The sequence below is a fragment of the Flavobacterium aquariorum genome (assembly GCF_003254745.1).
Classification (GTDB): domain Bacteria; phylum Bacteroidota; class Bacteroidia; order Flavobacteriales; family Flavobacteriaceae; genus Flavobacterium; species Flavobacterium aquariorum.
In genome coordinates this window covers 85,898-111,249 of the sequence record NZ_QKXH01000003.1, presented here as the reverse complement: position 1 = coordinate 111,249, position 25,352 = coordinate 85,898, and the positions used below count along the sequence as shown (strand labels likewise).

23 protein-coding genes are annotated in these 25,352 nt (G+C 34.3%); 5 read left to right on the top strand and 18 right to left on the bottom strand.

The annotated features are described in order from the left end of the window. The first annotated feature begins 135 nt into the window (after positions 1 to 135). On the top strand, positions 136 to 546 hold the full coding sequence (locus DOS84_RS05825) for an OsmC family peroxiredoxin (RefSeq protein WP_111409180.1): 411 nt from the start codon (positions 136 to 138) through the stop codon (positions 544 to 546). Positions 547 to 632: 86 nt separating this feature from the next. Here DOS84_RS05825 and DOS84_RS05820 read toward each other — a convergent pair whose 3' ends face one another. The 6 genes from DOS84_RS05820 to DOS84_RS05795 form a co-directional block, all read right to left on the bottom strand. Beyond that, entirely contained in the window at positions 633 to 1,064 is a 432-nt protein-coding gene (locus DOS84_RS05820; protein ID WP_111409179.1) for a hypothetical protein, read from the bottom strand. 11 nt (positions 1,065 to 1,075) lie between these two features. Beyond that, positions 1,076 to 2,062, bottom strand: a complete 987-nt coding sequence (locus DOS84_RS05815; RefSeq protein ID WP_111409178.1) for an aldo/keto reductase — start codon at positions 2,060 to 2,062, stop codon at positions 1,076 to 1,078. 102 nt (positions 2,063 to 2,164) lie between these two features. Then, on the bottom strand, positions 2,165 to 3,055 hold the full coding sequence (gene cysM, locus DOS84_RS05810) for a cysteine synthase CysM (protein WP_111409177.1): 891 nt from the start codon (positions 3,053 to 3,055) through the stop codon (positions 2,165 to 2,167). Between the two features lies 1 nt (position 3,056). Then, a complete protein-coding gene (gene epsC, locus DOS84_RS05805) occupies positions 3,057 to 3,848 on the bottom strand; it encodes a serine O-acetyltransferase EpsC (RefSeq protein WP_111409176.1) in 792 nt (263 codons plus the stop codon). 161 nt (positions 3,849 to 4,009) lie between these two features. Continuing rightward, positions 4,010 to 4,642, bottom strand: coding sequence for an SGNH/GDSL hydrolase family protein (locus DOS84_RS05800; RefSeq protein WP_111409482.1), 633 nt, complete (start codon positions 4,640 to 4,642; stop codon positions 4,010 to 4,012). Positions 4,643 to 4,699: 57 nt separating this feature from the next. Next, complete coding sequence (locus DOS84_RS05795) at positions 4,700 to 5,158, bottom strand: hypothetical protein (RefSeq protein ID WP_111409175.1); 459 nt, start codon at positions 5,156 to 5,158, stop codon at positions 4,700 to 4,702. Positions 5,159 to 5,329: 171 nt separating this feature from the next. On the opposite strand from DOS84_RS05795, the gene DOS84_RS05790 reads away from it, so the two are divergent. After that, entirely contained in the window at positions 5,330 to 6,598 is a 1,269-nt protein-coding gene (locus DOS84_RS05790) for an NRAMP family divalent metal transporter (protein ID WP_111409174.1), read from the top strand. A 103-nt stretch (positions 6,599 to 6,701) separates the two neighbouring features. Here DOS84_RS05790 and DOS84_RS05785 read toward each other — a convergent pair whose 3' ends face one another. Further along, positions 6,702 to 7,862, bottom strand: a complete 1,161-nt coding sequence (locus tag DOS84_RS05785) for a histidine decarboxylase (protein WP_111409173.1) — start codon at positions 7,860 to 7,862, stop codon at positions 6,702 to 6,704. Positions 7,863 to 8,015: 153 nt separating this feature from the next. Between DOS84_RS05785 and DOS84_RS05780 the strand changes: the two genes are divergently transcribed. Further along, positions 8,016 to 8,468, top strand: a complete 453-nt coding sequence (locus tag DOS84_RS05780) for an Lrp/AsnC family transcriptional regulator (protein WP_111409172.1) — start codon at positions 8,016 to 8,018, stop codon at positions 8,466 to 8,468. A gap of 262 nt (positions 8,469 to 8,730) precedes the next feature. Here DOS84_RS05780 and DOS84_RS05770 read toward each other — a convergent pair whose 3' ends face one another. From DOS84_RS05770 to truA, 5 genes are all read right to left on the bottom strand, one after another. Beyond that, positions 8,731 to 9,114, bottom strand: a complete 384-nt coding sequence (locus DOS84_RS05770) for a cupin domain-containing protein (RefSeq protein ID WP_111409170.1) — start codon at positions 9,112 to 9,114, stop codon at positions 8,731 to 8,733. Positions 9,115 to 9,559: 445 nt separating this feature from the next. Next, positions 9,560 to 10,474, bottom strand: coding sequence for a cysteine synthase A (cysK, locus tag DOS84_RS05765; RefSeq protein WP_111409169.1), 915 nt, complete (start codon positions 10,472 to 10,474; stop codon positions 9,560 to 9,562). 183 nt (positions 10,475 to 10,657) lie between these two features. Further along, positions 10,658 to 12,046 (bottom strand): dihydrolipoyl dehydrogenase, encoded by a 1,389-nt coding sequence (gene lpdA, locus DOS84_RS05760; RefSeq protein WP_111409168.1) that lies wholly within the window; start codon positions 12,044 to 12,046, stop codon positions 10,658 to 10,660. 150 nt (positions 12,047 to 12,196) lie between these two features. Beyond that, positions 12,197 to 13,966, bottom strand: a complete 1,770-nt coding sequence (locus tag DOS84_RS05755) for an ABC transporter ATP-binding protein (RefSeq protein ID WP_111409167.1) — start codon at positions 13,964 to 13,966, stop codon at positions 12,197 to 12,199. A gap of 85 nt (positions 13,967 to 14,051) precedes the next feature. Further along, the gene (gene truA, locus DOS84_RS05750; protein ID WP_111409166.1) at positions 14,052 to 14,792 is read right to left on the bottom strand and encodes a tRNA pseudouridine(38-40) synthase TruA; all 741 of its coding nucleotides are present in this window, start codon (positions 14,790 to 14,792) and stop codon (positions 14,052 to 14,054) included. Between the two features lie 277 nt (positions 14,793 to 15,069). On the opposite strand from truA, the gene DOS84_RS05745 reads away from it, so the two are divergent. Continuing rightward, positions 15,070 to 15,567: a metallophosphoesterase family protein gene (locus DOS84_RS05745; protein WP_111409165.1), complete on the top strand. Its 498-nt coding sequence runs from the start codon at positions 15,070 to 15,072 to the stop codon at positions 15,565 to 15,567. Between the two features lie 5 nt (positions 15,568 to 15,572). Here DOS84_RS05745 and DOS84_RS05740 read toward each other — a convergent pair whose 3' ends face one another. From DOS84_RS05740 to DOS84_RS05730, 3 genes are all read right to left on the bottom strand, one after another. Then, positions 15,573 to 17,267 (bottom strand): tetratricopeptide repeat-containing sensor histidine kinase, encoded by a 1,695-nt coding sequence (locus tag DOS84_RS05740; RefSeq protein WP_111409164.1) that lies wholly within the window; start codon positions 17,265 to 17,267, stop codon positions 15,573 to 15,575. 47 nt (positions 17,268 to 17,314) lie between these two features. Then, on the bottom strand, positions 17,315 to 17,977 hold the full coding sequence (locus tag DOS84_RS05735; protein WP_111409163.1) for a response regulator transcription factor: 663 nt from the start codon (positions 17,975 to 17,977) through the stop codon (positions 17,315 to 17,317). 158 nt (positions 17,978 to 18,135) lie between these two features. Beyond that, positions 18,136 to 18,549 carry a DUF4293 domain-containing protein gene (locus DOS84_RS05730; RefSeq protein ID WP_111409162.1) on the bottom strand — a complete coding sequence of 138 codons (414 nt, stop codon included), beginning with the start codon at positions 18,547 to 18,549 and terminating at the stop codon, positions 18,136 to 18,138. A gap of 181 nt (positions 18,550 to 18,730) precedes the next feature. Here DOS84_RS05730 and rho point away from each other — a divergent pair, with 181 nt between their 5' ends. Then, complete coding sequence (gene rho / locus DOS84_RS05725) at positions 18,731 to 20,557, top strand: transcription termination factor Rho (protein ID WP_111409161.1); 1,827 nt, start codon at positions 18,731 to 18,733, stop codon at positions 20,555 to 20,557. 107 nt (positions 20,558 to 20,664) lie between these two features. Here rho and DOS84_RS05720 read toward each other — a convergent pair whose 3' ends face one another. The 3 genes from DOS84_RS05720 to DOS84_RS05710 all read right to left on the bottom strand — a co-directional run bounded on the left by DOS84_RS05720 (position 20,665) and on the right by DOS84_RS05710 (position 25,347). Beyond that, on the bottom strand, positions 20,665 to 21,900 hold the full coding sequence (locus DOS84_RS05720; RefSeq protein ID WP_111409160.1) for an RsmB/NOP family class I SAM-dependent RNA methyltransferase: 1,236 nt from the start codon (positions 21,898 to 21,900) through the stop codon (positions 20,665 to 20,667). A gap of 108 nt (positions 21,901 to 22,008) precedes the next feature. Beyond that, positions 22,009 to 23,979, bottom strand: a complete 1,971-nt coding sequence (locus tag DOS84_RS05715) for a KUP/HAK/KT family potassium transporter (protein WP_111409159.1) — start codon at positions 23,977 to 23,979, stop codon at positions 22,009 to 22,011. Between the two features lie 126 nt (positions 23,980 to 24,105). Then, complete coding sequence (locus tag DOS84_RS05710) at positions 24,106 to 25,347, bottom strand: hypothetical protein (RefSeq protein ID WP_111409158.1); 1,242 nt, start codon at positions 25,345 to 25,347, stop codon at positions 24,106 to 24,108. Positions 25,348 to 25,352: the final 5 nt, after the last annotated feature.

Sequence of the window (25,352 nt, the reverse complement as noted above, 5' to 3'; positions counted from 1 at the left end):
TCATTTAAAAACTAAATTTGAGTAAACTATTAAAGACTGTTATTATGAAATGAGCATAATCGAAAAATTTGTCGTTAACAAAAATTTGATATGCGAATTACATATGACCATTAAAAATCAATAAATAAAGTACATATGAAAAGAAATGCAACCGCAGTTTGGAATGGCTCCCTGATGGAAGGAGCCGGTAAATTAACAACACAAAGTACAACTTTAGAAAACACCCAATATTCATTTAAATCTCGATTTGCCGAAGGTGTAGGCACTAATCCGGAAGAACTTGTTGCGGCAGCACACGCTGGATGTTTTACGATGCAACTTACAGCTTTTATTGGCGAAACCACTGCAGTAATTGATAGTATAGAAACGAAATGTGATATTAATTTAGTAGATGGAACCATTATAGGTTCTCACTTAATTGTGAATGCTAAAATAAGCGGCATTTCAAATGAAACGTTTCAAGAATTAGTTACTAAAGCGGAAAAGAATTGCCCGATTTCAAAACTATTCAATACCGAAATTACAACAGCAGCTACTTTGGTTTAGTACATTTAACAAAATACCAAAAGGTTCGGCTAAATAATAAACCGAACCTTTTCGTATTTTATATAATTCCTTGATTTTAAAAAGTGTTATCCTTTCTTTTTAATCCATTCGTAATTGACAATGGATAAAAAGTAGAAAAAACTATCTGCAGTAATCTTTCCGAGTACAATTCCAATGAAATAATTCCCTGTCAATATTGGCATCCAATACATGCAAAACGGACGGATAAAAAAGAAATCCAAAGCTGCTGGATAACCAAATTCGAGAAATAAATTTCGAATCAAGTAGATGATTCCCTTTAGAGTCGTTTTTTCATGCTGAAGTTTATGCCTTTTATGAGCCCTGTAAATCATTACTCCATAAAAAGCAAAATATTCGGCAAACGTAATTAGATATGCCGTTGTCAATCCACTATAAATTCTGCTGAACTGGGAAGCTAATAATGCTGAACTTGTAGCCGCCAGTTCCGAATACTTATAACGATCAAACCACTCTTTGAAATTTGATTTATTGAACATTAATTTTTATTTTACCAAAGTTGATGCACCTGTGGTTTTATATATTGCTCGTAAATGGCATTCATGGCAGTAACTTTTTCTGGAGTCAGTTTCGGTAAATCATAAACAGACAAATTGGACAAAACGTGACTTTCCTTTGACGCTCCAGGAATAATACAGGTAATTTCATTAAAACTGAGAATCCATTGCAGGGCAATGGGAGCCAAATTTGTCACTTCTGGGAAAAGTGCCTTTAAGGCATCAATTGCTTTTAAACCCAACTCATAATTAATTCCCGAAAATGTTTCTCCTTTGTCAAAAGCCGCTCCTTCACGATTGAAATTCCTGTGATCCTGTTCTCCAAAAGTGGTTTTGGAGTCATATAATCCAGTCAATAATCCACTGGCAAGTGGTACTCTTGCGATTATTCCGATATCTTTTTTTTGTGCTTCTTTGAAAAATAATTCAGATGGACGTTGACGAAAAAGATTGAATATAATTTGAACAGTGGTTACATTTGAGTATTCAATAGCTTTTAGGGCTTCTTCAACTTTTTCGACGCTGACACCCAAATTCAAAATCTTACCTTGTTCTTTCAAACGGTCGAACATTTCAAAAATTTCCGGACGGTAAAATACTTGGTTTGGTGGGCAATGTAACTGAATAAGATCTAGTGTTTCCAGTCCCATTCTTTTCAGGCTGTCTTCAACATATTTTTGCAATACTTTGGGCTGATAGCCTTCATTTACATGTGGATTGATGTGCCTGCCACATTTTGTTGCGATATAAATGCGTTCAGAACGGGAACGAACCACTCTTCCAACTGCTGTTTCGCTCAATCCGTTTTCGTAAACATCGGCAGTGTCAATAAAATTTACACCATTGTCGATAGCAGTATTGATTAATTTGTCTGCAGTTTTATCATTAAAGGGAGAGCCCCATTTTCCGCCTACTTGCCAAGTGCCAAGTGCTATTTCTGAAATATTGAAATTGGTTTTTCCTAGTTTACGATAGTTCATTGTTTATTTTTTAAAGTTTCTGAGTTTCCAACACTCTAAGATGCTAAGTTTTTTAAAGTTTTCAAAATCTTAGAAAGTTAGTATCTCAGAATCTTAGCATCTTTATTCATCAAATAAATCCGAAGATAAATAACGGTCTCCACGGTCGCAGATAATAGCAACAACCACACCCGATTCGAGTTGGTTGGCAATTTTTACAGCCACTGCAACAGATCCTCCGCTGCTCATGCCTGCAAAAATGCCCTCTTCCTTGGCCAGCCTTTTAGTCATTTCTCTCGCTTCTTTTTCGCTTACATCAACTGTTATGTCAACTTTTGAGGCATCAAAAATTTTCGGTAAATATTCCTCTGGCCATTTTCGAATACCCGGAATTTGTGAGCCTTCGCTAGGTTGTGCCCCAATGATTTGAATATTTGGGTTTTTCTCTTTCAAATAAGTAGAGGTTCCTATGATCGTTCCTGTAGTTCCCATTGCCGAAACGAAATGGGTAATAGTTCCATCGGTATCATTCCATATTTCGGGACCTGTGGTTTTGTAATGGGCTTTCCAGTTGTCATCATTGGCGAACTGATTTAGCATAACATAACCGCCTTTTGCTACTTTTCTGTCGGCGTAATCTCTGGAACCGATTATGCCTAAACTGGCAGGTGTTTGTATAACCGTTGCACCATAAGCTTGCATCGTTTGCGTGCGCTCGATGGTGGAATCTTCGGGCAATACCAATTCGATTTCTATATTGAATAATTGGGCTATCATGGCAAGGGCAATTCCAGTGTTACCACTTGTCGCCTCAATTAATTTGTCTCCTTTTTTGATATCACCTCTATCAATAGCCGATGCAATCATATTGTAAGCGGCTCGGTCTTTTACACTTCCACCGGGATTGTCTCCTTCGAGTTTTAATAAAAGTTTTACATTTTTGTTTTTAATTAAACGGGTAGTTTCTACCAAAGGTGTGTTCCCAATTAATTCTACTAATTTAAAGGTCTTCATTTTACTTCTTCTCTTTTATTTTAACTTCGGTTGTGGTGGTATTCAAGACTATTGAATCAGCAGGAATTGACTTGGTTACCCATGAATTTCCCCCTACAATACTATTTTTGCCAATAATTGTTGTTCCTCCCAAAATGGTTGCATTGGCATAAAGGCAAACGTTTTTCTCAACTGTGGGATGTCTTTTTGAATTTTTCATGTCTTTGCTCACACTTAATGCTCCCAAAGTTACTCCTTGATATATTTTTACATTTTTTTCGATGACGGTGGTTTCACCAATTACGATTCCAGTGGCGTGATCAATAAAGAAAGGCGATGCGATTGTAGCTCCTGCATGAATATCAGTTCCGGTAATTCGGTGTGCATATTCACTCATTAATCTTGAAAAAAGCATTAAATCCAACAAATACAATTCATGACTCAATCTGTAAATGGCAATGGCATAAAATCCTGGATAAGCTAGATAAATTTCTTCAAGACTATTGGATGCCGGATCATTTTCTAAGATATAAGAGGCATCTTTGTTCAGGTCTACAAGAACGGAGGGCAATTTGTGTAAAAAATTATCCCAGGCACTCTCGCATGAATCTTGTGCTTTTTTGCAGGCCAAAGAGGCTATTTCCTTAAATTGTTTTTCGAGTTCATCGATGCTCTGGTCGAGTGGTGCATTAGAATCAAATAAGGTGTAAAATAGTTTTTCGGTAAAGGCTTCCGTTTTGGTTTTTATACTATAATTTATAGAGAAATGACTTTTTGAAGCACTAATATTTTGGACAATCAGATCTTTGGTCATGATTATGAAATTGAATGTTATTTTTGAAAGGATAAAAGTAAGGCGTTTTTAAGAAAAAATAACAATGATTAACTAAAGAATTAGGTTAATAACCGTCGAAACCACTAGGTTTGAACGGATATAACAGAATTGTTGTTTTTTTGGGAATTATATCACAGTAATTACAAATAATTAATGATTGTTTCAACGATAGGCTCCATAACGCGATACCCTTCTTTGTTTGGATGAACTCCATCTTCCGAATAAATGGACTTTAGGCCTTTTTGTTCATCCGCCATAGTTGAATAATAATCTACATACGCGATGTCATTTGCTTTAGCATATTTCAGAATCATTTTATTCAATGCCTCAATTTTATATGCGGGTTCCATTCCTCGTTTCCAAGGAAAATCATTGGCAGGAAGTATTGAGCATAAAGCAGTTTTGATGTTATTTGCTTTGGCTAATTCGCACATGGAAATAAGATTTCCTAGAATTGTTTCGTGTGTTATCGGACCAGTATTTTCTGCAATATCATTGCCTCCAGCCAAAATAACAACAATTTGGGGTTTCAGTTCAATAACATCCGATCTAAAGCGCAAGAGCATTTGTGAAGTGGTTTGACCGTTAATGCCCCGATTGATGTATGATTTGCCAACAAAAAATATGGGATGAATGGTTTTCCAGCCTTCAGTTATGGAATCTCCAAAAAACACAATCCGTTGTTCCCCTAAAGCCGGAGCTAAAAACAGTGCATTTTCGTTTTTGTATTTGTTTAAATAACCCCAATCGGGGAATTTTAATTTTGATTCCATGAATAGCATATTGTAATTGAAATGTCTAGAGTTTGCTTAAAAAAAAATAAATGCTGATTAGTCTTTTAAACGTTTGTATTTTTCGGTTATTATTCGATCAACGCCTAGTTTTTCTACTTTTTCTACCCCTTGTTGTGTAAGAGTATCATTTTTTACGGAAACTTTAAATTCAAATTTGTTATTCTCCCACGCTCTGTTGGAGAAATATTCTAAATACTCGGTGTATGTGTCATTTACCAAAGTGAATCTACCAGCACCGGCAGAAAATTCAGGATTTGGTTGTTTTCCCATAGTCAGGTCATGAACGAAAAATGCAAAATGATCCGGATTGATAATTTTTATCATTTTTACTTTTGGATTAAAAGTAGAAAAAGTGGAATCTTTTTGAGTTGATGTGGCTGAAATGAGTTCCCAAGTTCCGATAATTGGCAAATCACTATGTTTGGTTTTATTTTGGTTAACACTGCAGGAATAACTGAATATTGCAATAAATAAGAGAGATAGTTTACTTTTCATTTTTTGGTTTTAAGGATTGAATAATACTTAACTAAAGTACAATTTATTTTTACATTTGGATTTATTTAGAATAGAAACAATGGCTTAAAACATGTAAATTAGCAAGAAATCGTTTAAAATACAATTGTCAAAATGGATTAGTGCTTTTTAAAATAATTATAAAATAGCGGAATGAATAATAAACGAGTATTGAGAAAAAGAGTCGCTCACTATTGGAAATTATTGGGGCCAGGACTCGTAACAGGTGCCAGTGACGATGATCCTTCTGGAATTGCTACTTACTCACAAGCGGGTGCTGCTTATGGACTTACAACTTTATGGACTTCCATTATTGCCTTCCCGTTGATGGCGGCAATACAACAAATGTGTGCGAGAATTGGGTTGGTAACTAGCCAAGGACTTACGGGGACTTTAAAGAAAAATTATCCTAGACCCGTTTTGTACTTGATGCTTTTGTTTAGTTTCCCTGCCATAATTATGAATATTGGGGCTGATATTGCAGGTATGGGAGCTGTAGGGAATTTACTTTTTCCTTCTATTGAGGCGTCTTTTTTTAGTGTCTTTTTTACTATTTTACTTTTGGGACTCATTATCTATTTGCCGTATCAAAAAATTGCTTCAGTGCTTAAATATTTATGTGTTGTAATGTTGGTTTATTTTATAGTTCCCTTTTTGTATAAACAAGATTTTAGGGTTATTATGAAAGCTACTTTTATTCCAACGATTCAATGGAATAAAGATTTCATTGCAATCCTTGTTGGTATTTTGGGGACTACTATTTCACCGTATTTATTTTTTTGGCAAGCCTCAGTTGAGGTTGAGGAAATGAAACATAAGAAAAAACATTTAATGGTTAACAAAAGAATCATTCATGAAATGAGGCAAGATGTTGATTTTGGAATGACTTTTTCCGGATTGGTGATGTATTTTATAATTCTGACGACGGGGACAGTTTTGTTCAACGGAGGAGTTCATCAAATAGATACGGTGGAACAGGCAGCTCAAGCGTTGAAACCATTGGCAGGAGATTTAGCATATCTTCTTTTTGCAATCGGAGTTATAGGAACTGGCCTTATTGCTATCCCTGTATTGAGTGGTTCTCTTTCGTATATTTTTACCGAAACCTTTGGTTGGGAAGAAGGATTGGATAAAAAGTTTCACGAAGCAAAAGGGTTTTATGTCATTATTGCGATATCATTACTAATTGGTTTATCTCTTAATTATATAGGTGTTTCACCTGTCAAAGCGCTGATTTATACCGCTATATTGTATGGATTAACAGCTCCTGTTTTGATTGCTATCATTTTGCATGTCTCCAATAATAAAAAAATTATGGGGGAATTCGTAAATGGATGGTTAACCAATGTTTTAGGATTTGTAGCTTTGATTATAATGACTTTGGCAGCGGTGTTGTTACTTTATTTGCAATTTACTGATTGAAAACAATATTTAAAATCCAGCCACAAATTTGCTCGAGACTGGATTTTTAGAATTAATAAATAATAAAGATAATTTTTTAATTTGTTGGACTCGAAATGTGAATTTAGAAGCTAAATTCAGCCATTTCTTCCGGGTTTTCAATGCAGTTTTCTACGTCGTTGATAAAAAGATCAATTTGTTCTTTGGTTACATTGGGCATGCATATAATATGGGAGATATCGCCCTCAGTAGCTAATTGCCATTTAGATTTAACTTCTTCTGCTGTTTTTGGGAAAACCACGGTGATAGAATTTGGATTTCTCCAAGCAGCGATTCCTATGTTTTTTAGTCTCTGCTCACAGTATTCGGCTACTTCCAAGCTGTGTAAATAACGATTTTTTAAACCTTCCACTCCGAGTTTTTTTATGGCATACCATAAAAACAACGGGCAATGACCGTTTCTGGATCCAGTAATAGTCGTGTCTAAAGAACCAATATAGGAAATCCCTTTTGAGATTCGATCTCTGTTGGAACGCTTCGTGATAATAACTCCAGTTGGAATAGGTGAACCTATAAATTTGTGCCCACTGATTGAGATACTATCGGCTCCATCTTTAAAATCAAAAGGAAAGCGTGGTTCCATAAAGGCTCCATAACTTCCAGATAGAGCTGCATCACAATGGATGTAACTGTCTTGTATGGCCAATCCTTTTAGAATATCCCTAATTTTAGAAACGTCGTCTTTGGCTTCTTTCATCGTTGTACCAAAAGTAGTAAGCACAATAGCGGGTTTATGACGATTCATTTTTAGGGTATTTTCAAAATCAACATAATCAATTTCGCCATTTTCCTGTGAACGAATAACGATGCTCGGAATGTTAAGCAAGTGAATATTTTTACGCACACTGTAATGGGTCGATTCGGAGTAATAGACCATCGCTTTTGGATATAATTCTCGGGCCAGATACAATCCGTATAAGTTACTTTCAGAACCACCGTTGGTTACGTAGCCCCAATAATCTTTTGGATTGGCACGAAACAATTTGGCAAAAAAACCAACCACCTCTCTTTCGAGTTCATGGGTTTGTACTTTGTAGGTACAATCCTCAAAAGGATCACCCAGATTATTGATTGGATATTTGAAAAAATGGTTGATTTCCGAATAATCAAAATCTTTGGATACAGGATAGCCCAAGAAATTATCTCTGGCATTTTCTATGTATTGGTTCAATTCGAATAAACGTTGATTGTCTTGTTCGGATAATGATTCTGAAATAGGTAGCATACTATTTAATTTTACTGTAAATGTACTTTTAAAGATTTAATATGCTGCATATGGAATAATATTCAAAATATAATTCTAAATTTGAATTAAAATACAGTTTTTAAATATTGATTTTAATATTGGATTTTTTTAAAACCATATAATTATTCTGAGATGGATTCGATAGACAAAAAAATATTGATGCTTTTGCAGCAGGATGCGAAACAAAACACTAAAGAAATCGCCGAAAAAGTCGGGTTGTCTGTTTCTCCCACTTTTGAGAGAATCAAAAAGCTGGAGCAAAAGAAATACATCAAGAATTACGTCGCTTTGCTGGACGCCACCAAAATTGGGAAATCAATCAGTGTGTATTGTCAGGTGACTTTGGCGGTACACTCACGGGAATTAATAGATGATTTTAAACAGCATATTCTTGTGTTGCCAGAAGTTACCGGCTGTTTCCACGTATCTGGGAATTATGATTTTTTATTGAAAGTAGCTGTTAATGATATGAATGAATATCAAAAGTTTGTCATCGATAAATTATCGGTTATCAAAGGGATTTCGAATGTGCAAAGTTCCTTTGTGATGGAAGAAATTAAAAATGATTTTGCCTATAATTTATGAAAATGGGATTTTATGCAAATGACGTGATGCTTTTGTGTGAAGGATAGGAACGGCATCTCCCGATTTAGAAAAACAAGGCTTTTTTGCCGTAGTTTTTGTTAATCGGGAATACAGTGGATAGCCTGACCTTGTTGCTTGGTAAATTATTCTATTTGCATAAAGGTTGTGCAACAAGGGCACACCATAAAAAAAACCTGACTCTTGAAAAGGAATCAGATTTTTGGAGATATTTAAATTGCTGCTCAAAAAAGATACTAATGAATTATTTTTTTGCAGGCTTTATTTCCGTTACTATTAATTTTAAAGTGGTGGTGCCAATGTTTTTTGCCATATGTGTTACGGCAGGAAGATACATGGCAGTACCCATTTTGACATCTATAGTTGTTGCTGGTTTACCTTTGTCGGTAATCTGAATTTTACCACTGCTTAAGGCATAGACAGAGTGGTTCGGATGACTGTGCCAAGGGGTTGATGTGCCTGGCGCGAACACCACTTCCAGTACTCTCACTTTGTCATTATCAAGTAGCACTTTTTTATATACATTAGGAGCTACTTTTATTGGGTCTTGTGCGAACAAATTCGTGCTTTGAATCAGGAATAGTCCGAAAAAGAGGGTATTCATTAAAAATATTTTAATTGTTTTCATCTCATTTAAAATTAAGTCAAACTTTTTTGAATTTAATTGACCTACTCTTTTATGTTTTTTGAGTAGTCAGATGGTATTTATTGTGAATATTTTGTTATTCGAATTGACAAGGACAGTCTAGTTAGGTTAGGATGTGTTCCAGCAGTTCGTGTTTGTCACCAGCCTTTTAAATAGTTTATTCAATTTAAGAAGCTTTTTTGCCGAGCAATTCATTTGATTGTTTTTTTGAGAAGCAATTTCCTCTTTTTTTTGAGGCCTACTAAATTACAAAAAATATACAGTTCGGTTTTAAAAACAGTCTTCTTTTTTAGATTTTAATTTTCAAAACACCTTGAAATTAAGTAAGTTAAGTGTAATTTGGGTGTTTGCTTGGGAAGAGATGTTATAGTTCAAAAAAAAACCGACTTGTTTTCACAAATCGGTTGGATATTGAGGGATTTATTTTTTATTCAAATAAACCTTCGATGCTTAAATAACGTTCTCCTGTATCGTAGCAAAAGGTTAGTACTTTGGATCCTGATGGTATTTCTTTTAGTTTTTTAGCCACCGCAGCTAAAGAAGCACCAGAAGAAATTCCCAGAAGAATACCTTCTTCTTTCGCTGCTCTTTGGGCAAATTCAAAAGCTTCATCTTTACTTACCAGAATTGCTCCATCCAGAATTTCAGTATGTAGATTGGTTGGTATAAAACCGGCTCCGATTCCTTGAATAGGATGGGGTGAATGCGTTCCTCCACTTATAACAGGAGATAATTCTGGTTCTACAGCGAAGACTTTCAAGTTTGGAAAATGCTGTTTTAGTACTTCAGCACAGCCTGTGATGTGTCCGCCTGTTCCAACTCCTGTAATCAGATAATCCAATCCATCAGGAAAAGCTTTTATGATTTCCTGTGCAGTCGTAGTTTTATGGATTTCAATATTTGCCGGGTTGTCAAACTGAAGTGGTATCCACGAATTTGGAATTTCACTTGCTATTTCTTCAGCTTTCGCAAGAGCACCTTTCATACCAAATTCTCGGGGAGTAAGTACAAATTCGGCTCCGTAAATACTCATTAATCGGCGTCTTTCAACTGACATGGAGTCAGGCATAACCAAAATTAATTTATATCCTTTTACGGCGGCTACCATAGCTAATCCAATTCCGGTGTTTCCGGATGTGGCTTCAATTATGGTACTTCCTTTTTGTAGTAATCCTTTTTGCTCTGCATTTTCTATCATTGACAAAGCGATTCTGTCTTTGATGCTGGCACCTGGATTTGTTTTTTCAAGTTTTACCCAAACATTTGTATCTGGACCAAATAATTTATTGATTTTTACGTGTGGCGTATTACCAATTGTTTCTAGTATGTTGTTGTGTATCATAGTCTTTGAATATTTGACAGTAAATATACTTAACCTATAGAGATTGGCAAAATGGAATACCAATTATTGTCTGTTGAAAATCTGATTTTTTGGATTAAAAACAAAACATTTTTTGGATTAAAAACAAAACCCCGATTTGAAATATTCCAAATCGGGGTTTTAAATTTTATAAAATCTTATTTATTATAAATGGATCACTTCTCCATAGGCATCAGCAACAGCTTCCATAACCGCTTCACTCATTGTTGGGTGAGGGTGGATAGATTTTAAGATTTCATGTCCTGTAGTTTCCAGTTTACGTGCTACAACTGCTTCGGCGATCATATCGGTAACACCAGCACCAATCATGTGACATCCTAACCATTCACCATATTTAGCATCAAAAATCACTTTTACAAAACCGTCTGGAGTTCCAGCAGCTTTAGCTTTTCCTGAAGCAGAGAATGGAAATTTACCAATTTTTAATTCGTATCCTTTTTCTTTAGCTTGCTTTTCAGTTAATCCTACAGAAGCAATTTCAGGAGTAGCATAAGTACAACCAGGAACGTTTCCGTAATCGATAGGATCAACATGAAGACCAGCGATTTTCTCTACGCAGTTAATTCCTTCAGCAGAAGCTACGTGAGCCAATGCTTGTCCTGGAGTTACGTCACCAATAGCATAATAACCAGGTATGTTAGTCTGGTTGTAAGCATCAACTAGGATTTTATCTCTATCTGTAGCGATTCCTACTTCTTCTAATCCTATGTTTTCGATGTTAGTTTTGATTCCAACAGCAGATAATAAAATGTCGGCTTCAAGAACTTCTTCACCTTTTGCAGTTTTAACAAATGCTTTTACTCCATTTCCTGTAGTATCAATACGCTCAACTGAAGAGTTGGTCATGATTTTGATACCCGCTTTTTTCAAAGAACGCTCAAATTGTTTTGAGATATCTTCATCTTCTACTGGAACTACGTTTGGCATAAATTCTACGATGGTTACATCAGTTCCCATTGAGTTGTAGAAATGTGCAAATTCCACTCCAATTGCTCCAGAACCTACAATAATCATAGATTTTGGTTGAGTTGGCAATGTCATTGCTTGACGGTATCCAATAACTTTTACACCATCTTGAGGTAAGTTTGGCAATTCACGAGAACGAGCTCCAGTGGCAATGATAATGTGATCTGCACTATATTCAGTAACTTTTCCGTCTTTATCGGTAACATCAAGTTTTTTACCAGCTTTTAGTTTTCCAAAACCGTCAATAACGTCAATTTTATTTTTTTTCATCAAGAATTGAACTCCTTTGCTCATTCCTTCAGCAACCCCACGACTACGTTGAACCACTGCCGGGAAGTCTTTATCAAATTCTTTTACAGTTAGTCCGTAATCTGAAGCGTGTTTTAAATAATCAAAAACCTGAGCTGATTTTAATAGTGCTTTAGTTGGAATACATCCCCAATTTAAACATACACCACCAAGGTTTTCTTTTTCTACTACAGCCACTTTAAATCCTAATTGAGAGGCTCTAATTGCTGTAACATATCCTCCAGGTCCACTTCCTAAAACTATAATATCGTATTTCATTTCAAAGTTTTTTTATTTGTTTTTTAATGGTGAAATGAATTCGTAAAAACTCATTTCTTTTAATGTGATCGTAATAAATTGAGATTGCGAATTTAAGGATTTATTTGATTATGGGAAAATTTAGCAGGAACAAAGTTTTTTTACATTTTGTTATAAAAAAGTGTCCGAACTTGAAGTGCTAAACTGCGAATCATACAAGTTTTTATAATATCCCTTTTCTTGATTTATTAATTCTTGATGCGTTCCTTGCTCTACAATCAGACCTTTGTCCATGACCACAATTTTATCAGCATTGACAATGGTTGCCAATCGATGTGCAATTACAATCGATGTTCTTCCTTTGGTAATGGTTTCGGTAGCTCGTTGAATTAATTCTTCCGAATAAGTGTCTATTGATGATGTTGCTTCGTCCAGAATAAGAATACTCGGATTGCTTACATACGCCCTTAAAAACGCAATAAGTTGGCGTTGACCAGAGGACAGCATTACGCCACGTTCTTTTACGTCAAAATCATAATTGTCGGGCAAACTCATAATGAAATCATGAACACCTATTTTTTTGGCAGCATTGAGAACTTGCTCTTTTGTGATTTCAGGATTATTGAGCGTTATATTGTTGTAAATGGTATCTGCAAAAAGGAATACATCCTGCAAAACCACCGCAATTTGCTTGCGCAACGAACTCAAAGTATAATTCTCAATATTGTGATTGTCTATGAATATCGAACCACTATTAATTTCATAGAAACGATTCAGTAAATTGATAATTGTCGATTTACCAGCACCTGTAGATCCTACAATAGCAATAGTCTGACTCGCTTTTACTTCAAGATTGATTCCTTTTATCACTTCTTCGTTTGGGATATAACCAAATCTCACTTCTTCAAAACGAATTTCTCCGTCAAATAATGGCGCTTCGATCGTTCCAGTGTCTTGTATTTGGTCTTGCGTGTCCAATATGTCAAAAACACGGTTGGCCGCAATCATTCCCAATTGCATCTCGTTGAACTTATCTGCAATTTGGCGTAAAGGATTGAACAACATTCCGATGAACATGGTATATGAAAATAAATCTCCAAAAGTGGTCGAAGTATCACCTTCTAAAATATGAAACCCTCCATATAAAACAATGAAACCAAGAGTTAATGACGAAATGATATCGGCAATGGGGAAGAAAATCGAGTTATACAAAATTGTTTTTATCCATGCTCTATTGTGTTTGTCATTGATTACTCTAAATTTTTCAGCTTCAATATCTTCACGGTGAAAAAGCTGAACAATTTTCATCCCAGTAACTCTTTCTTGAACAAAAGAGTTCATATTGGCAATTTGAGTACGAACTTCTTCAAAGGCAACTTGCATCTTTTTTTGAAAAATACGGGTGATAAAAACCAAAATTGGCATAGCAACAATCACAATCCACGTCAGTTTCCAGTTCATATAAAACATAAAAATAAGTACCACCAACATTTTCATCAAGTCACTTATAATCATAAATAATCCTTGGCTGAAAATACGGGCAATCGCTTCAATATCCGATACAGAACGGGTTACGAGTTGGCCCACAGGTACCAAGTCGAAATACTTCATTCTAAAACTTAAAATGTGTTTGAATAGTTTTACCCTGATATCCTTCACAATATCCTGTCCAAGCCAGTTGGCCCAATACACAAAGAAAAATTGGGAGAAAACTTCCAGTAAAAGAATAATTCCCATCAAAGTGATATACATCAATAAACCATTTTGGTCTTTGGGCTGGATATAACTATCGACAGTTTGTTTCAGTAAATAGGGGCGAAGTGCTGCAAAAACCGATAGTGAAATGGCGAAAATAATCACACCATTAAAACGCCATTGATAGGGTTTTGTATATTTTAATATTCTCTTGAATAATCGGGTATCAAATGCTTTTGCTTTCATTTATTTTTTTGGAGCTATTCCTGCTATCCGCTTGTATCTTTTTATTTTTAAAGAAAAAATAAAAAGGATACCGCTTCTATCAGGGCTATTTCGTAATGTTATCGTATTCAATTTTGGTTAAATATAACCCATGCGCCGGAACCGAAAATCCAGCTTTGTCTCTGTTTTTACTTTCTATAATCGATTCGAAATCATCCAAAGTGATTTTGTGCAATCCAATATTAATCAAGGTTCCCACAATTGAGCGAACCATATTTCTCAAAAAACGATTGGCCGAAATGGTGAAAATTAATTTTCCGTTTTCTTGTTTCCAATAGGCTTCAAATATACTACAATCAAAGGTATTTACATCGGTGTTTACCTTGGAAAAAGATTGAAAATCAGTGTGGTTTAGCAATGATTTTGCGGCTTCATTCATTAAATCCAAATTCAGTTTTTGATGAAAATACCAACTTTGCTCTTGAAGAAATGCATCTTTAAAAGTGTTTATATGGTATTCATAAGTTCTTTTTGTGGCGTCAAAACGAGTGTGTGCTTCATCAGCGACCCGGAAAATGTCATAAATAACAATGTCTTTTGGTAAAAAAGAATTGAGTTTGTGTATTACATTTGGAATGTCAAATGGGGTTTCCAAATCAAAATGCGCATACATTTCTTTGGCATGAACTCCTGTATCCGTTCTTCCGGCTCCCATAAGGTTGATCTCAGAGTTGAGGATAACGGAAAATGCTTTGTTCATCGTTTCCTGTACAGAGGAAGCGTTCGGCTGGTATTGCCAACCATGATAATGGGTTCCGTTGTAAGCTAGTTTTATAAAATACCTCAAGGTGCAGATTTTAGATTGCAGATTTACTTCGTCAGTTCGCTATCGCTCGTGCTAGATTGCAGATTTTAGATTTTGAAATCCGATAACCTATAACTGAGAACTGCTATTTTTTTGTTGCAAATTTACAAAGAATGTATCTTGTTTGGTTGTTTTTTATTTAAAACTAGAATGTCTATTTTTGCTCAAATGCCATAGCCCTGATAGTAGTGAAAATAATTGTGGACCGGGGTTCGGTTCACAAGATTGCAACGGATAGCAGGATTAGCTCCTAATAAATATGAAAAAAATTCTCCTTCTTTCGGATACGCACAGTCACATCGATGATACCATTTTGAAATATGTAAATCAGGCTGATGAGGTTTGGCATGCAGGCGATATTGGAGATTTAATCGTTACTGATACAATTAAAAAGTTGAGACCTTTACGCGCTGTTTATGGAAATATTGATGATGCTCAGGCACGTTTAGAATTTCCATTGCACAATCGTTTTTTTTGTGAAGGTGTCGATGTTTGGATTACACATATTGGAGGTTATCCGGGGAAATACAATCCGGCTTTGAAGGCCGAAATGGCATTAAATCCACCGAAGTTGTTTATTTGCGGACATTCACACATTCTAAAAGTGATTTTTGATAAAAAGAATAATCTATTACACATGAACCCTGGTGCTGCTGGTAAAAGTGGTTTTCATCAGGTGAGAACGATGCTTCGTTTTGTAATAGATGGTGAGGCGATTAAAGATTTGGAAATTATCGAAATTGATAAAAAAGGTTAGTGTTACTATTTGACTATTGGAATTTTTAAGCTAACGATTGTACCTTTGTTTACTGTCGAATTAATGATAAATTCTCCTTTCATATTGTTTATTCTTGCCCTAATTTGGTTGATTCCAAAACCTTCCGTAATTTCAAGTTTACTGTCCATAAAACCATTCCCATTATCGGACACTAGTACAAAAAGTTTATTTTCCATTTCTTTGATGGTAACATCTGCGGTAGTTGCTCCACTGTGTTTTATGATATTGTTTAATAATTCCGCTATTATAAAATAGAGTTTCATTTCAAAATCTTCATTGTATCTTTTTTTAATTGAAATGCTTGAATTAAAATTAATCTTAATTCTTGAATTAGATGTTTTTTCACACAAATCTTCCAATGCATATAGTAATCCAAATCGAACCAATAGGGTAGGCATCAGTTCATGTGAAAGGTTTCGGATTTGATTGTGTGCCTCTTCGAGGATTTCTTTTGTTTTGTTTATTTCTTCGGGTTGGGCTTTATTGATTGAAGTAAAAACATTTAGGTGTAAACCAGCCGAGGAAAGAAGGGAGCTAATATTGTCGTGCAGAAAAGAGGCGATTTTTTTTCGTTCCAATTCTTGTCCGTCAATAGAAGCATTGATGATATTTTCCTGTATTTTGCTTCGGATATCTTTGAGTCTGTTTTTTTGTTTCAAACGAATGTTTTGAACGAAAAAATAAAAGAAAATGATTATACACAATAAAAGAAAAAGTACAATAATTGCAATTTTTTTATTTTTGGATTGTTCTTGAATTAGCTTGTTTTGCTTTATTTTATAGGTTGTTTCAATCTTGTCAATTTCTCTCTTATAATGGTCGATTTCGAGATTCACCCCGATGACATTGGCCTTGATTAGTTTTTCTTCTATGTTGAGCTCATTTGTGATTTTGTAATACAACATGAGGTTGTCATAGGCTTTTTTGGACTGATTTATTTTATTCAAAAATTTTGAATATTCTAAATAGGTGTACGACAGGTCGGATTTCTCATTTCCAATAGTGCCAAGTTCAATGGCTTTTTCAAAATAAAATGTTGCTTTATCAATGTTATTGATAAAATTGTAATACATGCCATTTAGCATATTTAAAGCTACAACTGTTGATTCGTTTCCATCAATAGATTGGTATTTGTTGATATATTGCAAATAAGTTTGCCCTTCTATAAAATTTTCAATGTCAAAATAGGCCCAGGTAATATTGAGTTTTGTTAGGAATATTTGTTTTCGGTCCAGAACTGTCTGGCTAAGCTGTAGTGATTTTTTGTAGTAGTAAATTCCTTTGTCATATTGTTTTTTGTCAAAACAATAGATATTGCCTAAGTTGTTGTAGAACTGGTTTTTTAGAGTGTTGTCGTTTGTTTTGTTGACATAGTAAAGCCCAAGATTGTAATAGTGAAGTGCTTTTAAGGGCTCTGTTAGCTCGTCAAAGTTGGAAGCTATGACTAAGTATGAATTGGCAATTAAATTGTTGTCTTTGTTTTTGATAGCCTGTTCTAAGGCGACTCTTGATTTTAACAATGATTTTTCATAATCGCCTGTAATCCTGTTTGCTCTAGCGTCTTTTATTAGTTTAACAATTTCTTTTTGTGATAGTATTTTGTTTTGGGCGAGTGAGGTTTGACTAAAATAGATTAGAAATAAAAAAATGATTAGTATTCGAAACCTAATTTGATACATACTATTTGTTGTAGAAGCGATAAATAAATTTTCGAAGTTTTTCGAACTTAAGATATAATTAAATGATTATTCATGGCATATTTAACAATGCCAATTGTATTCTTTGCTTTTAATTTTTTCATAATATTTTTCCGATGCGTTTCAACTGTATTAATGCTGATGAAAAGCTGCTCGCTTATTTCTTTACCACTGTATTCTAGAGCAATCAAAATGATGATTTCTATTTCACGTTCGGTTAGCAACGGATTTATATTGGGTTTGTAAGTGTTTAGTTTTGGATTGTTTTTGGTGGCATTGGAGAATATTTTTTCTCGAATGGACTCGCAAAAATATTCTTCGCCATCTGCAACAGCTTGGACCGCTTCAATAATGTTGTCTCCGGCACATTGTTTGGTCAAATAACCACTTACTCCCAAGTCCATGATTTCTTTGATTAATTTTAAATCATCATAACTGGAAAGGATTATTACTTTGCAGGGAAAACCTTTTTGAGCAAATTCCTTAACGACTTCAATTCCGTCTTTTTCGGGCATACTAATATCTAATACAAGGACGTCAGCTTTATTAGTGGTCACATCCTCATAAATAGTTGTTCCGTTGAGAGATGACCCAACAACTTCAAAATGGGGTATTGTTTGTAGTAAAGTTTGTATACCGTGCAAAATTATCTGGTGATCATCAGCAAGATGAATTCGTATATTCTTTGTCATATTATCTATTACAGTAATCAAATTTATAAAAAAAAGATTTCTAATCTGTACTATTTTTTTTATTTAATAAATTAAATAAAATTAACCTTTTTAATAAAAAAACCCGAACTGTTACATTCGGGATTTCTTCGCACATTAATAAATTAAATTTTATAGGTTTATCTCAATCTATCCACAGATTTTACAAGATCTTCATCCTTCTTGATGGCTTTGTTCGCTAAAACTAGGGAAATAATAGCCAAGATAGGTAGAAACATCCCAATACCTTTCTCAGAAACAACGAGTGTTTCTCCAGATAAATTTAGTGAATGATAAACAAACAATCCTAATAAAATCAAATTTAATACGATGTTCAATCTGTTGGCAACAAATTGAGTTTGTCTTTTTTTAAATGATATAATGCTGTAAATGGTTATTGCGGTACTTAAACCAAACAATATTACATAAAATTGGTTTTGCATAAAAAAATAATCTTTACCATCGCTCAATGTCCAAAGTGGAAAAATAAATGGTAAAACGCCTACCGCCAAAAAGGTAAGTATTAAATATACGGTTTGAATTCGTTGTATCATGTTATAGTATTGTTGTACAAAAATATATTTTCTTTTTAATAAATACTATTGTATGATAAATTTTATTTGTATTATTGCATAACATTACCGTAAGCACTTCATACTGCGGTTCATTTAAATAAGATACTACCTAAAAAATCTTTTGCATTATTTCCAAATTAATTAAACAAATAGAACATTCATGTTTGATATTTCTGTATTAAAAGAAATGAAGCTTGCTGAGCTTCAAAAAATAGCTAAAACGGCTAAAACTATAAAATTCAACGGTGTAAAAAAAGATACTTTAATTAGTCTTATTTTAGATCATCAATCTGCTACTGTTGTGGAGCCCACTATAGAGAAAGTGACAGAAGATGAGAAGCCAAAGCGAGCTCGAATTGCACCTGTAAAAAAAGTAGTGATTCCAAAAAATGATGCTCCAGTTTTGTTTGAAACTAAAGTTGAAGAAAAGGTAGTCCAAGAAATAGTAGCTGTTCCAGAAAAAAAAGAAAAAGTTATTTTACCAAATAACAATATTTCTAAAGAAGACGAAGTTGATTCGAAAAAGGAAGCTAAAGTTGTTAAGTTTAGTAAGTCTGCCTACGAGAAAAAGATGGCTTTGTTAAGAGAAAAAGAGGCTTTGAAAGAAGTTGCAGTTTCCGAAGAAACTCCGTCAGATTCGAATTCGGAAGTAATTGAAGAGAAAACAGAAAATTCTGCCCCTGAAAAAAAAATAAATCCGAATCAATTAAATAAAAAAGGACAAAACCCAAATAATAAGGTTAATCCAAATCCTAATGGAAATTCGAACCAAAACGGAAATTCTAACCAAAATGCAAATCCAAACCAGAATCCCAACCAAAACCCAAATTTTAAAAACAAAAAAAGCAATTTTAAAGATGCTGATTTTGAATTTGATGGAATCATAGAAAGTGAAGGTGTTCTTGAAATGATGCCTGACGGTTACGGTTTTTTGCGTTCATCCGATTATAATTATTTGGCTTCGCCAGATGATATATATTTATCTACTTCTCAGGTGCGTTTATTTGGTTTAAAAACCGGAGACACCGTCAAAGGGGTGGTGCGTCCACCAAAAGAAGGAGAGAAATTTTTCCCTCTAGTACGAGTTTTAAAAATTAATGGACACGATCCACAAGTGGTTCGTGATAGAGTTTCTTTCGAACATTTAACTCCAGTTTTTCCGTCTGAGAAATTTAAATTAGCCGAAAAACAAAGTACAATTTCAACTAGAATTATTGATTTGTTTTCTCCAATAGGAAAAGGACAGCGTGGAATGATTGTGGCACAGCCAAAAACGGGTAAAACGATGTTGTTAAAGGATATTGCGAATGCAATTGCAGCCAATCATCCTGAAGTATATTTGATTGTTTTATTAATCGATGAGCGTCCAGAGGAGGTTACTGATATGCAGCGAAGCGTGCGTGGAGAAGTAATTGCTTCTACATTTGATAGAGAACCGCAAGAACACGTTAAGATTGCTAATATAGTTTTGGAAAAAGCTAAACGTTTAGTGGAATGTGGGCATGATGTAGTTATTTTGTTAGATTCTATAACTCGTTTGGCAAGAGCTTATAATACAGTGCAACCAGCTTCAGGAAAGGTTTTAAGTGGAGGTGTTGATGCAAATGCTTTGCAAAAACCAAAACGTTTCTTTGGTGCTGCCCGTAATGTTGAAAATGGTGGTTCTTTGAGTATTATTGCAACTGCTTTGACAGAAACAGGTTCCAAAATGGACGAAGTTATCTTTGAGGAATTTAAAGGAACTGGTAACATGGAATTACAATTGGATAGAAAAATTGCCAACAAACGTATCTTCCCTGCTATTGATTTAACATCATCCAGTACTAGACGTGATGATTTATTGTTAGATCAAAAAACATTGCAAAGAATGTGGATTATGCGTAAATATTTATCAGATATGAACCCTGTTGAAGCGATGGATTTTATCAATGATCGTTTTAAGAAGACAAAAAATAATGATGAATTTTTAATCTCTATGAATGATTAGGAGAGTAAAAGAAGGAAATAAAGAAAAAATAGATAAGATTTTGTATAAAAAAAACCTCGACATTATCGAGGTTTTTTTTATACATTAATTTTTTGAGTCTTGAATCTTTATTCTTTATTCTCTTCTCTTTTTTCTTTTCTTTCCAATAAAGCCATATAAAAGCCATCAAAACCAGATTCTGAGGCCAATATTTTTTGTTCTTTTATGAAACTGAATTGTTTACCAATATCAGTTGTCAAGAAACGAGCAATTTGCTCTTGATTTTCAGAAGGCAAAATGGAGCAAGTAGCGTAAACTAATTTACCGCCTGGTTTCACGATTTTTGAATAACTTTCCAATACTTCCGATTGTACTTTTCGAATGTTGTCAATGAATTCTGGTTGTAGTTTCCATTTTGAATCTGGATTCCTTTTAAGTACACCTAGTCCACTGCAAGGAGCATCAATTAATACTCTATCAGCTCTTTCGTGAAGTTTTTTGATAACTTTGGTAGAGTCAATGATACGGTATTCGATGTTGAAAGCACCGTCTCTTTTGGCTCTAAGCTTTAATTGTTTTAATTTACTTTCATACAAATCCATTGCAATCAATTGTCCTTTGTTTTCCATTAAAGAAGCGATATGCAGCGTTTTTCCACCTGCACCTGCACAAGTGTCAACTACTCGCATTCCTGGTTTTACATCCAGAAAATGTGCTACTAATTGTGAATTGGCATCTTGAACCTCAAAGAAACCTTGCTTGAAGGCGTCTGTCAAGAAAACATTTGCTCTTTCTTTTAGAACTAATGCATCTGGTTGGTCTTTTAGAAATTCTGTTTCGATGTTTAGATCCATCAAAATAGCTCTTAAATTTTCTTTAGTAGTTTTAAGTGTGTTTACTCTCAAAATAACTTTGGCAGGTTGATTTTGGGCTGCAATTTCTGTTGCCCAAACTTTTTCGCCTAATTCTTTTACACCTAATTCATCCATCCAATCCGGAATAGATTCCTTTAGGGCTCTTACTTTGGATAGTTCATCAAAACGACCTTTTATTTTTCGCTCTGGAGTTCCTTCCAATTGTCTCCAATCTGGGATTGGATATCCTCTTAAAACTGCCCATACTGAGAACATTCTCCAAAGATTGTCTCTGTCATAAGGTTCTTTTACTTCGGCAATTTCTGCATATAATCTTTTCCAACGTACAACTTCGTAGATGGTTTCTGCTACAAATTTTCTATCTGAACTTCCCCAACGTTTGTCTTTTTTTAGGGATCTTGCTACTACTTTGTCGGCATATTCTCCTTCGTTGAAAATAGCGTTAAGTGCATCAATAGTAGTATAAACTAAATTTCTGTGTAATCTCATTTTAAATAATTGAAGTGCAAAGGTACTATTTATTGGTTAAAACTAAGTTTTATATTTTAATCAAAAAAAAAACACTGTTATTGAAACAGTGTTTTTGAATGGATATTTTTAGTTTTTGACAAAAACTCTTGTTAGTCCAATGTTTTCTGGAGCGTGAAGAACCATTGGGAATTTTTCAATTTTCACAGAACTACTGTCGAGTCCAAAAGCACTTTCTTCGGATAAACTTAGTTTTTTAATGAAGAAATAAGAATTCATGATTAGTTTTTCATGCCATAATAAATCACTGTCATTGGACAGGAATTTTTCAGATAAAACGAATTTGAAATCTCCAATAATATTGTTTTTATTTAGTGATTCATATCTACTTGTAACATCTACCTCACCATTTTTCACCATATCTTTGATAACTTCTCTAAACATTAGATTTATTTTGGTAGGCTCTCTAAATCCTAGATTGAAATCAATACGGTATAAATCATCTTTAAGGATTTCTCTTACTTTGTATTCGGTTTTATACGGTTCAGATAAAATGTTTACGTGAACAAACCAGTATATGTCAGCTCTTTTTGGTCTCTTTTGTAATATAGAAAACATTACTTTTTCTTCTATTTCGTCACTGCGGTTAGCATTGGTCATATAAACCAGATGGGTTGCGTATTTTGGAATAGACAAATCTGCACTTAGTTCACTAAGTACTTTTTTGTAATCGTCAATTTTGACAACTTTAGTGTAACTTTTGTTAATTTGTTTGGCTCTGTACCAAATTGTCATTACACCGATAAGTACTAGAGCGATGAAAAGCGTAACGTAACCACCTTCTGCAAATTTTGTAATATTTGCGGCAAGAAAGCTCAATTCAATACACATGTAAATGGTAATTAAAGGAACGAAAAAGTACCATTTTACACGTTTCATTATCAAATAGAAATTCAATAATATGGTTGTCATTATCATACACAGAATAATGGCTAGGCCATAAGCATGTTCCATATTGCTTGATTCTTCAAAATGCAATACGATACCAATACAACCAATAAGTAATAACCAGTTTATCGAAGGAATGTATAATTGACCTTTAAGCTCTGTTGGATATTTGATTTTAACTTTTGGCCAAAAACTTAATCTCATCGCTTCATTAATTAATGTAAAAGAGCCAGAGATAAGGGCTTGCGAGGCTATTACAGTAGCTACTGTCGCAATTACAATCCCAAAAGGTTTAAACCATAACGGCATTATCAAATAGAATGGATTGGCAAAATCACCTCCAAGTGCTTGCAATGTCGTTCCTTCGTGATGAATTAAATACGCTGCCTGTCCAAAGTAATTTAGGACTAAAGCTAATTTTACAAAAATCCAGCTTATTCTAATATTCTTTCTTCCACAATGTCCCATGTCTGAGTATAGAGCCTCAGCTCCAGTTGTACACAGGAATACAAATCCTAATACGAAAAAACCTTCTGGATGAATGCTTAATAAATGATAAGCATAATAAGGATTAATGGCTTTAAACACCTCCGGATGTAAAGAAATTTGGTTTATACCCAGAACGGCTAACATACCAAACCATATCAACATCATAGGAGCAAAAAACTTTCCAACTAATTTAGTTCCAAATTGCTGAATAGTAAATAACATTACTAAAATACCAATTACAATTGGGACAGTATTAATTTGAGGGAAATAACTTCTCATTCCTTCAACGGCAGACGATACTGAGATGGGAGGGGTAATTATTCCATCTGCCAGTAAGGCGCTTCCACCAATAATTGCAGGAACAATCAGCCATTTGATTTTTGTTTTTTTAACCAAGGCATACAAGGCAAAAATTCCACCTTCACCATGATTATCAGCGCTTAATGTAATAAGGACGTATTTGATTGTAGTTTGCAGTGTGAGTGTCCAAAACACACAGGATACACCGCCTAAAACAACATCTGCATTTATTATGTATTCGCCAAGTATGGCTTTCATTACGTATAATGGAGAAGTTCCGATGTCTCCATAAATTATTCCTAAAGAAATTAATAACCCACCCAGAGTTAATTTACTATGGAGGTCTTTGTGCGTTGCGCTCATGTATTATTTTTATAAAAACTCGACAAATTTACTGTTTTTAACATAATAAAAGGACTTATTTTTTAAAATAATAAAAGAGGCTTAATATGTTACTATTAAGCCTCTTTTTCGCTTTTTAAAATTTATTTACATTCTTCTGTTATTGCCTCTTGCCGCATAATCATTACCTTTTTGAGATTCAGATCTTTGGGTGTTGTTTTCTCTTGGTGAACTGGTTCTGTTTTGAGAATAATCTCTTTGAGTTTCTACTCTTTGAGTGTTATTTTCTCTTGGTGAGCTAGTTCTGTTTTGAGAATAATCCCTTTGAGGTTCTGCTCTTTGAGTGTTGTTTTCTCTTGGAGTACTGGTTCTGTTTTGAGAATAATCTCTTTGAGTTTCTACTTTTTGAGTGTTAATTTCTCTAGGCAAAGTAGTTCTGTTCTGTGCATATTCTCTTTGTGGTTCTGTTCTTTGAGTACTGACTCTGTTTTGTGTGTAATCTCTTTGCGACTCTACTCTTGCAGTGTTAGTTCTGTTCTGTGCGTATTCTCTTTGAGTGTTGCTGTTGTAATTAGTATTGTTTCTGGAATAACCTGGATTGTTTCTGGTATTAGCTACTTCATTTTTAAATCCATTATTAGTGCTGTATCTTCTTTTGTCTAACTCATATCGGTTTGAAACCATACTGTTTCTTCTGGAAAATGCATATTGTGGATATTGTCTTTCATAACTATTACAGCTGTAATTGTTGTAAATTACCGGTGCTCTGTTACATCTTCTGTAACTTACATAATTGTAAGTGTTGTAATAGTTTACACAACCATACACATTTTGTCTGTATCTGTAAATTGGATAGGGATTCCATGCATAATAATATGTTGGATAATAGTTCCAAGTCCAAGTTGAATAATAAGGTCTGTAATAGCTTGCCCAAAATGATGCGTAAATTTGTGGTGTGTAGCAATATTCAGGTTCATAAATGTAATTTTGCCCATAAATAAATGCGTTTCCAACAATTTGAATCGAAATTTTATTGCTTCTGTCTTTTTCAATTTCAATGGTCGCCACGTCTTGGTATAAATCACGTCCGATAACGGACTGAATAATTACTACGTGTGTTCTGTTCTCCACAGATTCGATTACTCTTAAATAGTCAACACGATTGTCATTGTTCAAATCTAAATTTGAGATTTGAAGTTTTGGGTCGTTTAATCTTCTTTCAAAATCGTTTAAGTTTTCAGATTCCCCAAAGATAGAAGACACAGCAGTCAAATCTAAATTATCACTTATTTCAGAATTAGTTGCGCTTATAGTGGTTCTGTTCTGTGCACTCATTTGAAAAGCAAAAAAGGCGGCGATAATGGCGGCAAATTGTAATTTAGTTTTCATAGCTT

What these genes read in the sequence shown, in the direction of transcription:
- lpdA (WP_111409168.1), bottom strand. Translation starts at nt 12,046, where the DNA reads ATGAAATACGATATTATAGTTTTAGGAAGTGGACCTGGAGGATATGTT.
- epsC (WP_111409176.1), bottom strand. Translation starts at nt 3,848, where the DNA reads ATGACCAAAGATCTGATTGTCCAAAATATTAGTGCTTCAAAAAGTCAT.
- DOS84_RS05820 (WP_111409179.1), bottom strand. Translation starts at nt 1,064, where the DNA reads ATGTTCAATAAATCAAATTTCAAAGAGTGGTTTGATCGTTATAAGTAT.
- DOS84_RS05825 (WP_111409180.1), top strand. Translation starts at nt 136, where the DNA reads ATGAAAAGAAATGCAACCGCAGTTTGGAATGGCTCCCTGATGGAAGGA.
- DOS84_RS05720 (WP_111409160.1), bottom strand. Translation starts at nt 21,900, where the DNA reads ATGAGATTACACAGAAATTTAGTTTATACTACTATTGATGCACTTAAC.
- cysM (WP_111409177.1), bottom strand. Translation starts at nt 3,055, where the DNA reads ATGAAGACCTTTAAATTAGTAGAATTAATTGGGAACACACCTTTGGTA.
- DOS84_RS05745 (WP_111409165.1), top strand. Translation starts at nt 15,070, where the DNA reads ATGAAAAAAATTCTCCTTCTTTCGGATACGCACAGTCACATCGATGAT.
- DOS84_RS05715 (WP_111409159.1), bottom strand. Translation starts at nt 23,979, where the DNA reads ATGAGCGCAACGCACAAAGACCTCCATAGTAAATTAACTCTGGGTGGG.
- DOS84_RS05740 (WP_111409164.1), bottom strand. Translation starts at nt 17,267, where the DNA reads ATGTATCAAATTAGGTTTCGAATACTAATCATTTTTTTATTTCTAATC.
- DOS84_RS05730 (WP_111409162.1), bottom strand. Translation starts at nt 18,549, where the DNA reads ATGATACAACGAATTCAAACCGTATATTTAATACTTACCTTTTTGGCG.
- rho (WP_111409161.1), top strand. Translation starts at nt 18,731, where the DNA reads ATGTTTGATATTTCTGTATTAAAAGAAATGAAGCTTGCTGAGCTTCAA.
- DOS84_RS05785 (WP_111409173.1), bottom strand. Translation starts at nt 7,862, where the DNA reads ATGCTACCTATTTCAGAATCATTATCCGAACAAGACAATCAACGTTTA.
- DOS84_RS05755 (WP_111409167.1), bottom strand. Translation starts at nt 13,966, where the DNA reads ATGAAAGCAAAAGCATTTGATACCCGATTATTCAAGAGAATATTAAAA.
- DOS84_RS05710 (WP_111409158.1), bottom strand. Translation starts at nt 25,347, where the DNA reads ATGAAAACTAAATTACAATTTGCCGCCATTATCGCCGCCTTTTTTGCT.
- DOS84_RS05735 (WP_111409163.1), bottom strand. Translation starts at nt 17,977, where the DNA reads ATGACAAAGAATATACGAATTCATCTTGCTGATGATCACCAGATAATT.
- DOS84_RS05790 (WP_111409174.1), top strand. Translation starts at nt 5,330, where the DNA reads ATGAATAATAAACGAGTATTGAGAAAAAGAGTCGCTCACTATTGGAAA.
- DOS84_RS05770 (WP_111409170.1), bottom strand. Translation starts at nt 9,114, where the DNA reads ATGAAAACAATTAAAATATTTTTAATGAATACCCTCTTTTTCGGACTA.
- DOS84_RS05780 (WP_111409172.1), top strand. Translation starts at nt 8,016, where the DNA reads ATGGATTCGATAGACAAAAAAATATTGATGCTTTTGCAGCAGGATGCG.
- DOS84_RS05800 (WP_111409482.1), bottom strand. Translation starts at nt 4,642, where the DNA reads ATGGAATCAAAATTAAAATTCCCCGATTGGGGTTATTTAAACAAATAC.
- DOS84_RS05795 (WP_111409175.1), bottom strand. Translation starts at nt 5,158, where the DNA reads ATGAAAAGTAAACTATCTCTCTTATTTATTGCAATATTCAGTTATTCC.
- DOS84_RS05815 (WP_111409178.1), bottom strand. Translation starts at nt 2,062, where the DNA reads ATGAACTATCGTAAACTAGGAAAAACCAATTTCAATATTTCAGAAATA.
- cysK (WP_111409169.1), bottom strand. Translation starts at nt 10,474, where the DNA reads ATGATACACAACAACATACTAGAAACAATTGGTAATACGCCACACGTA.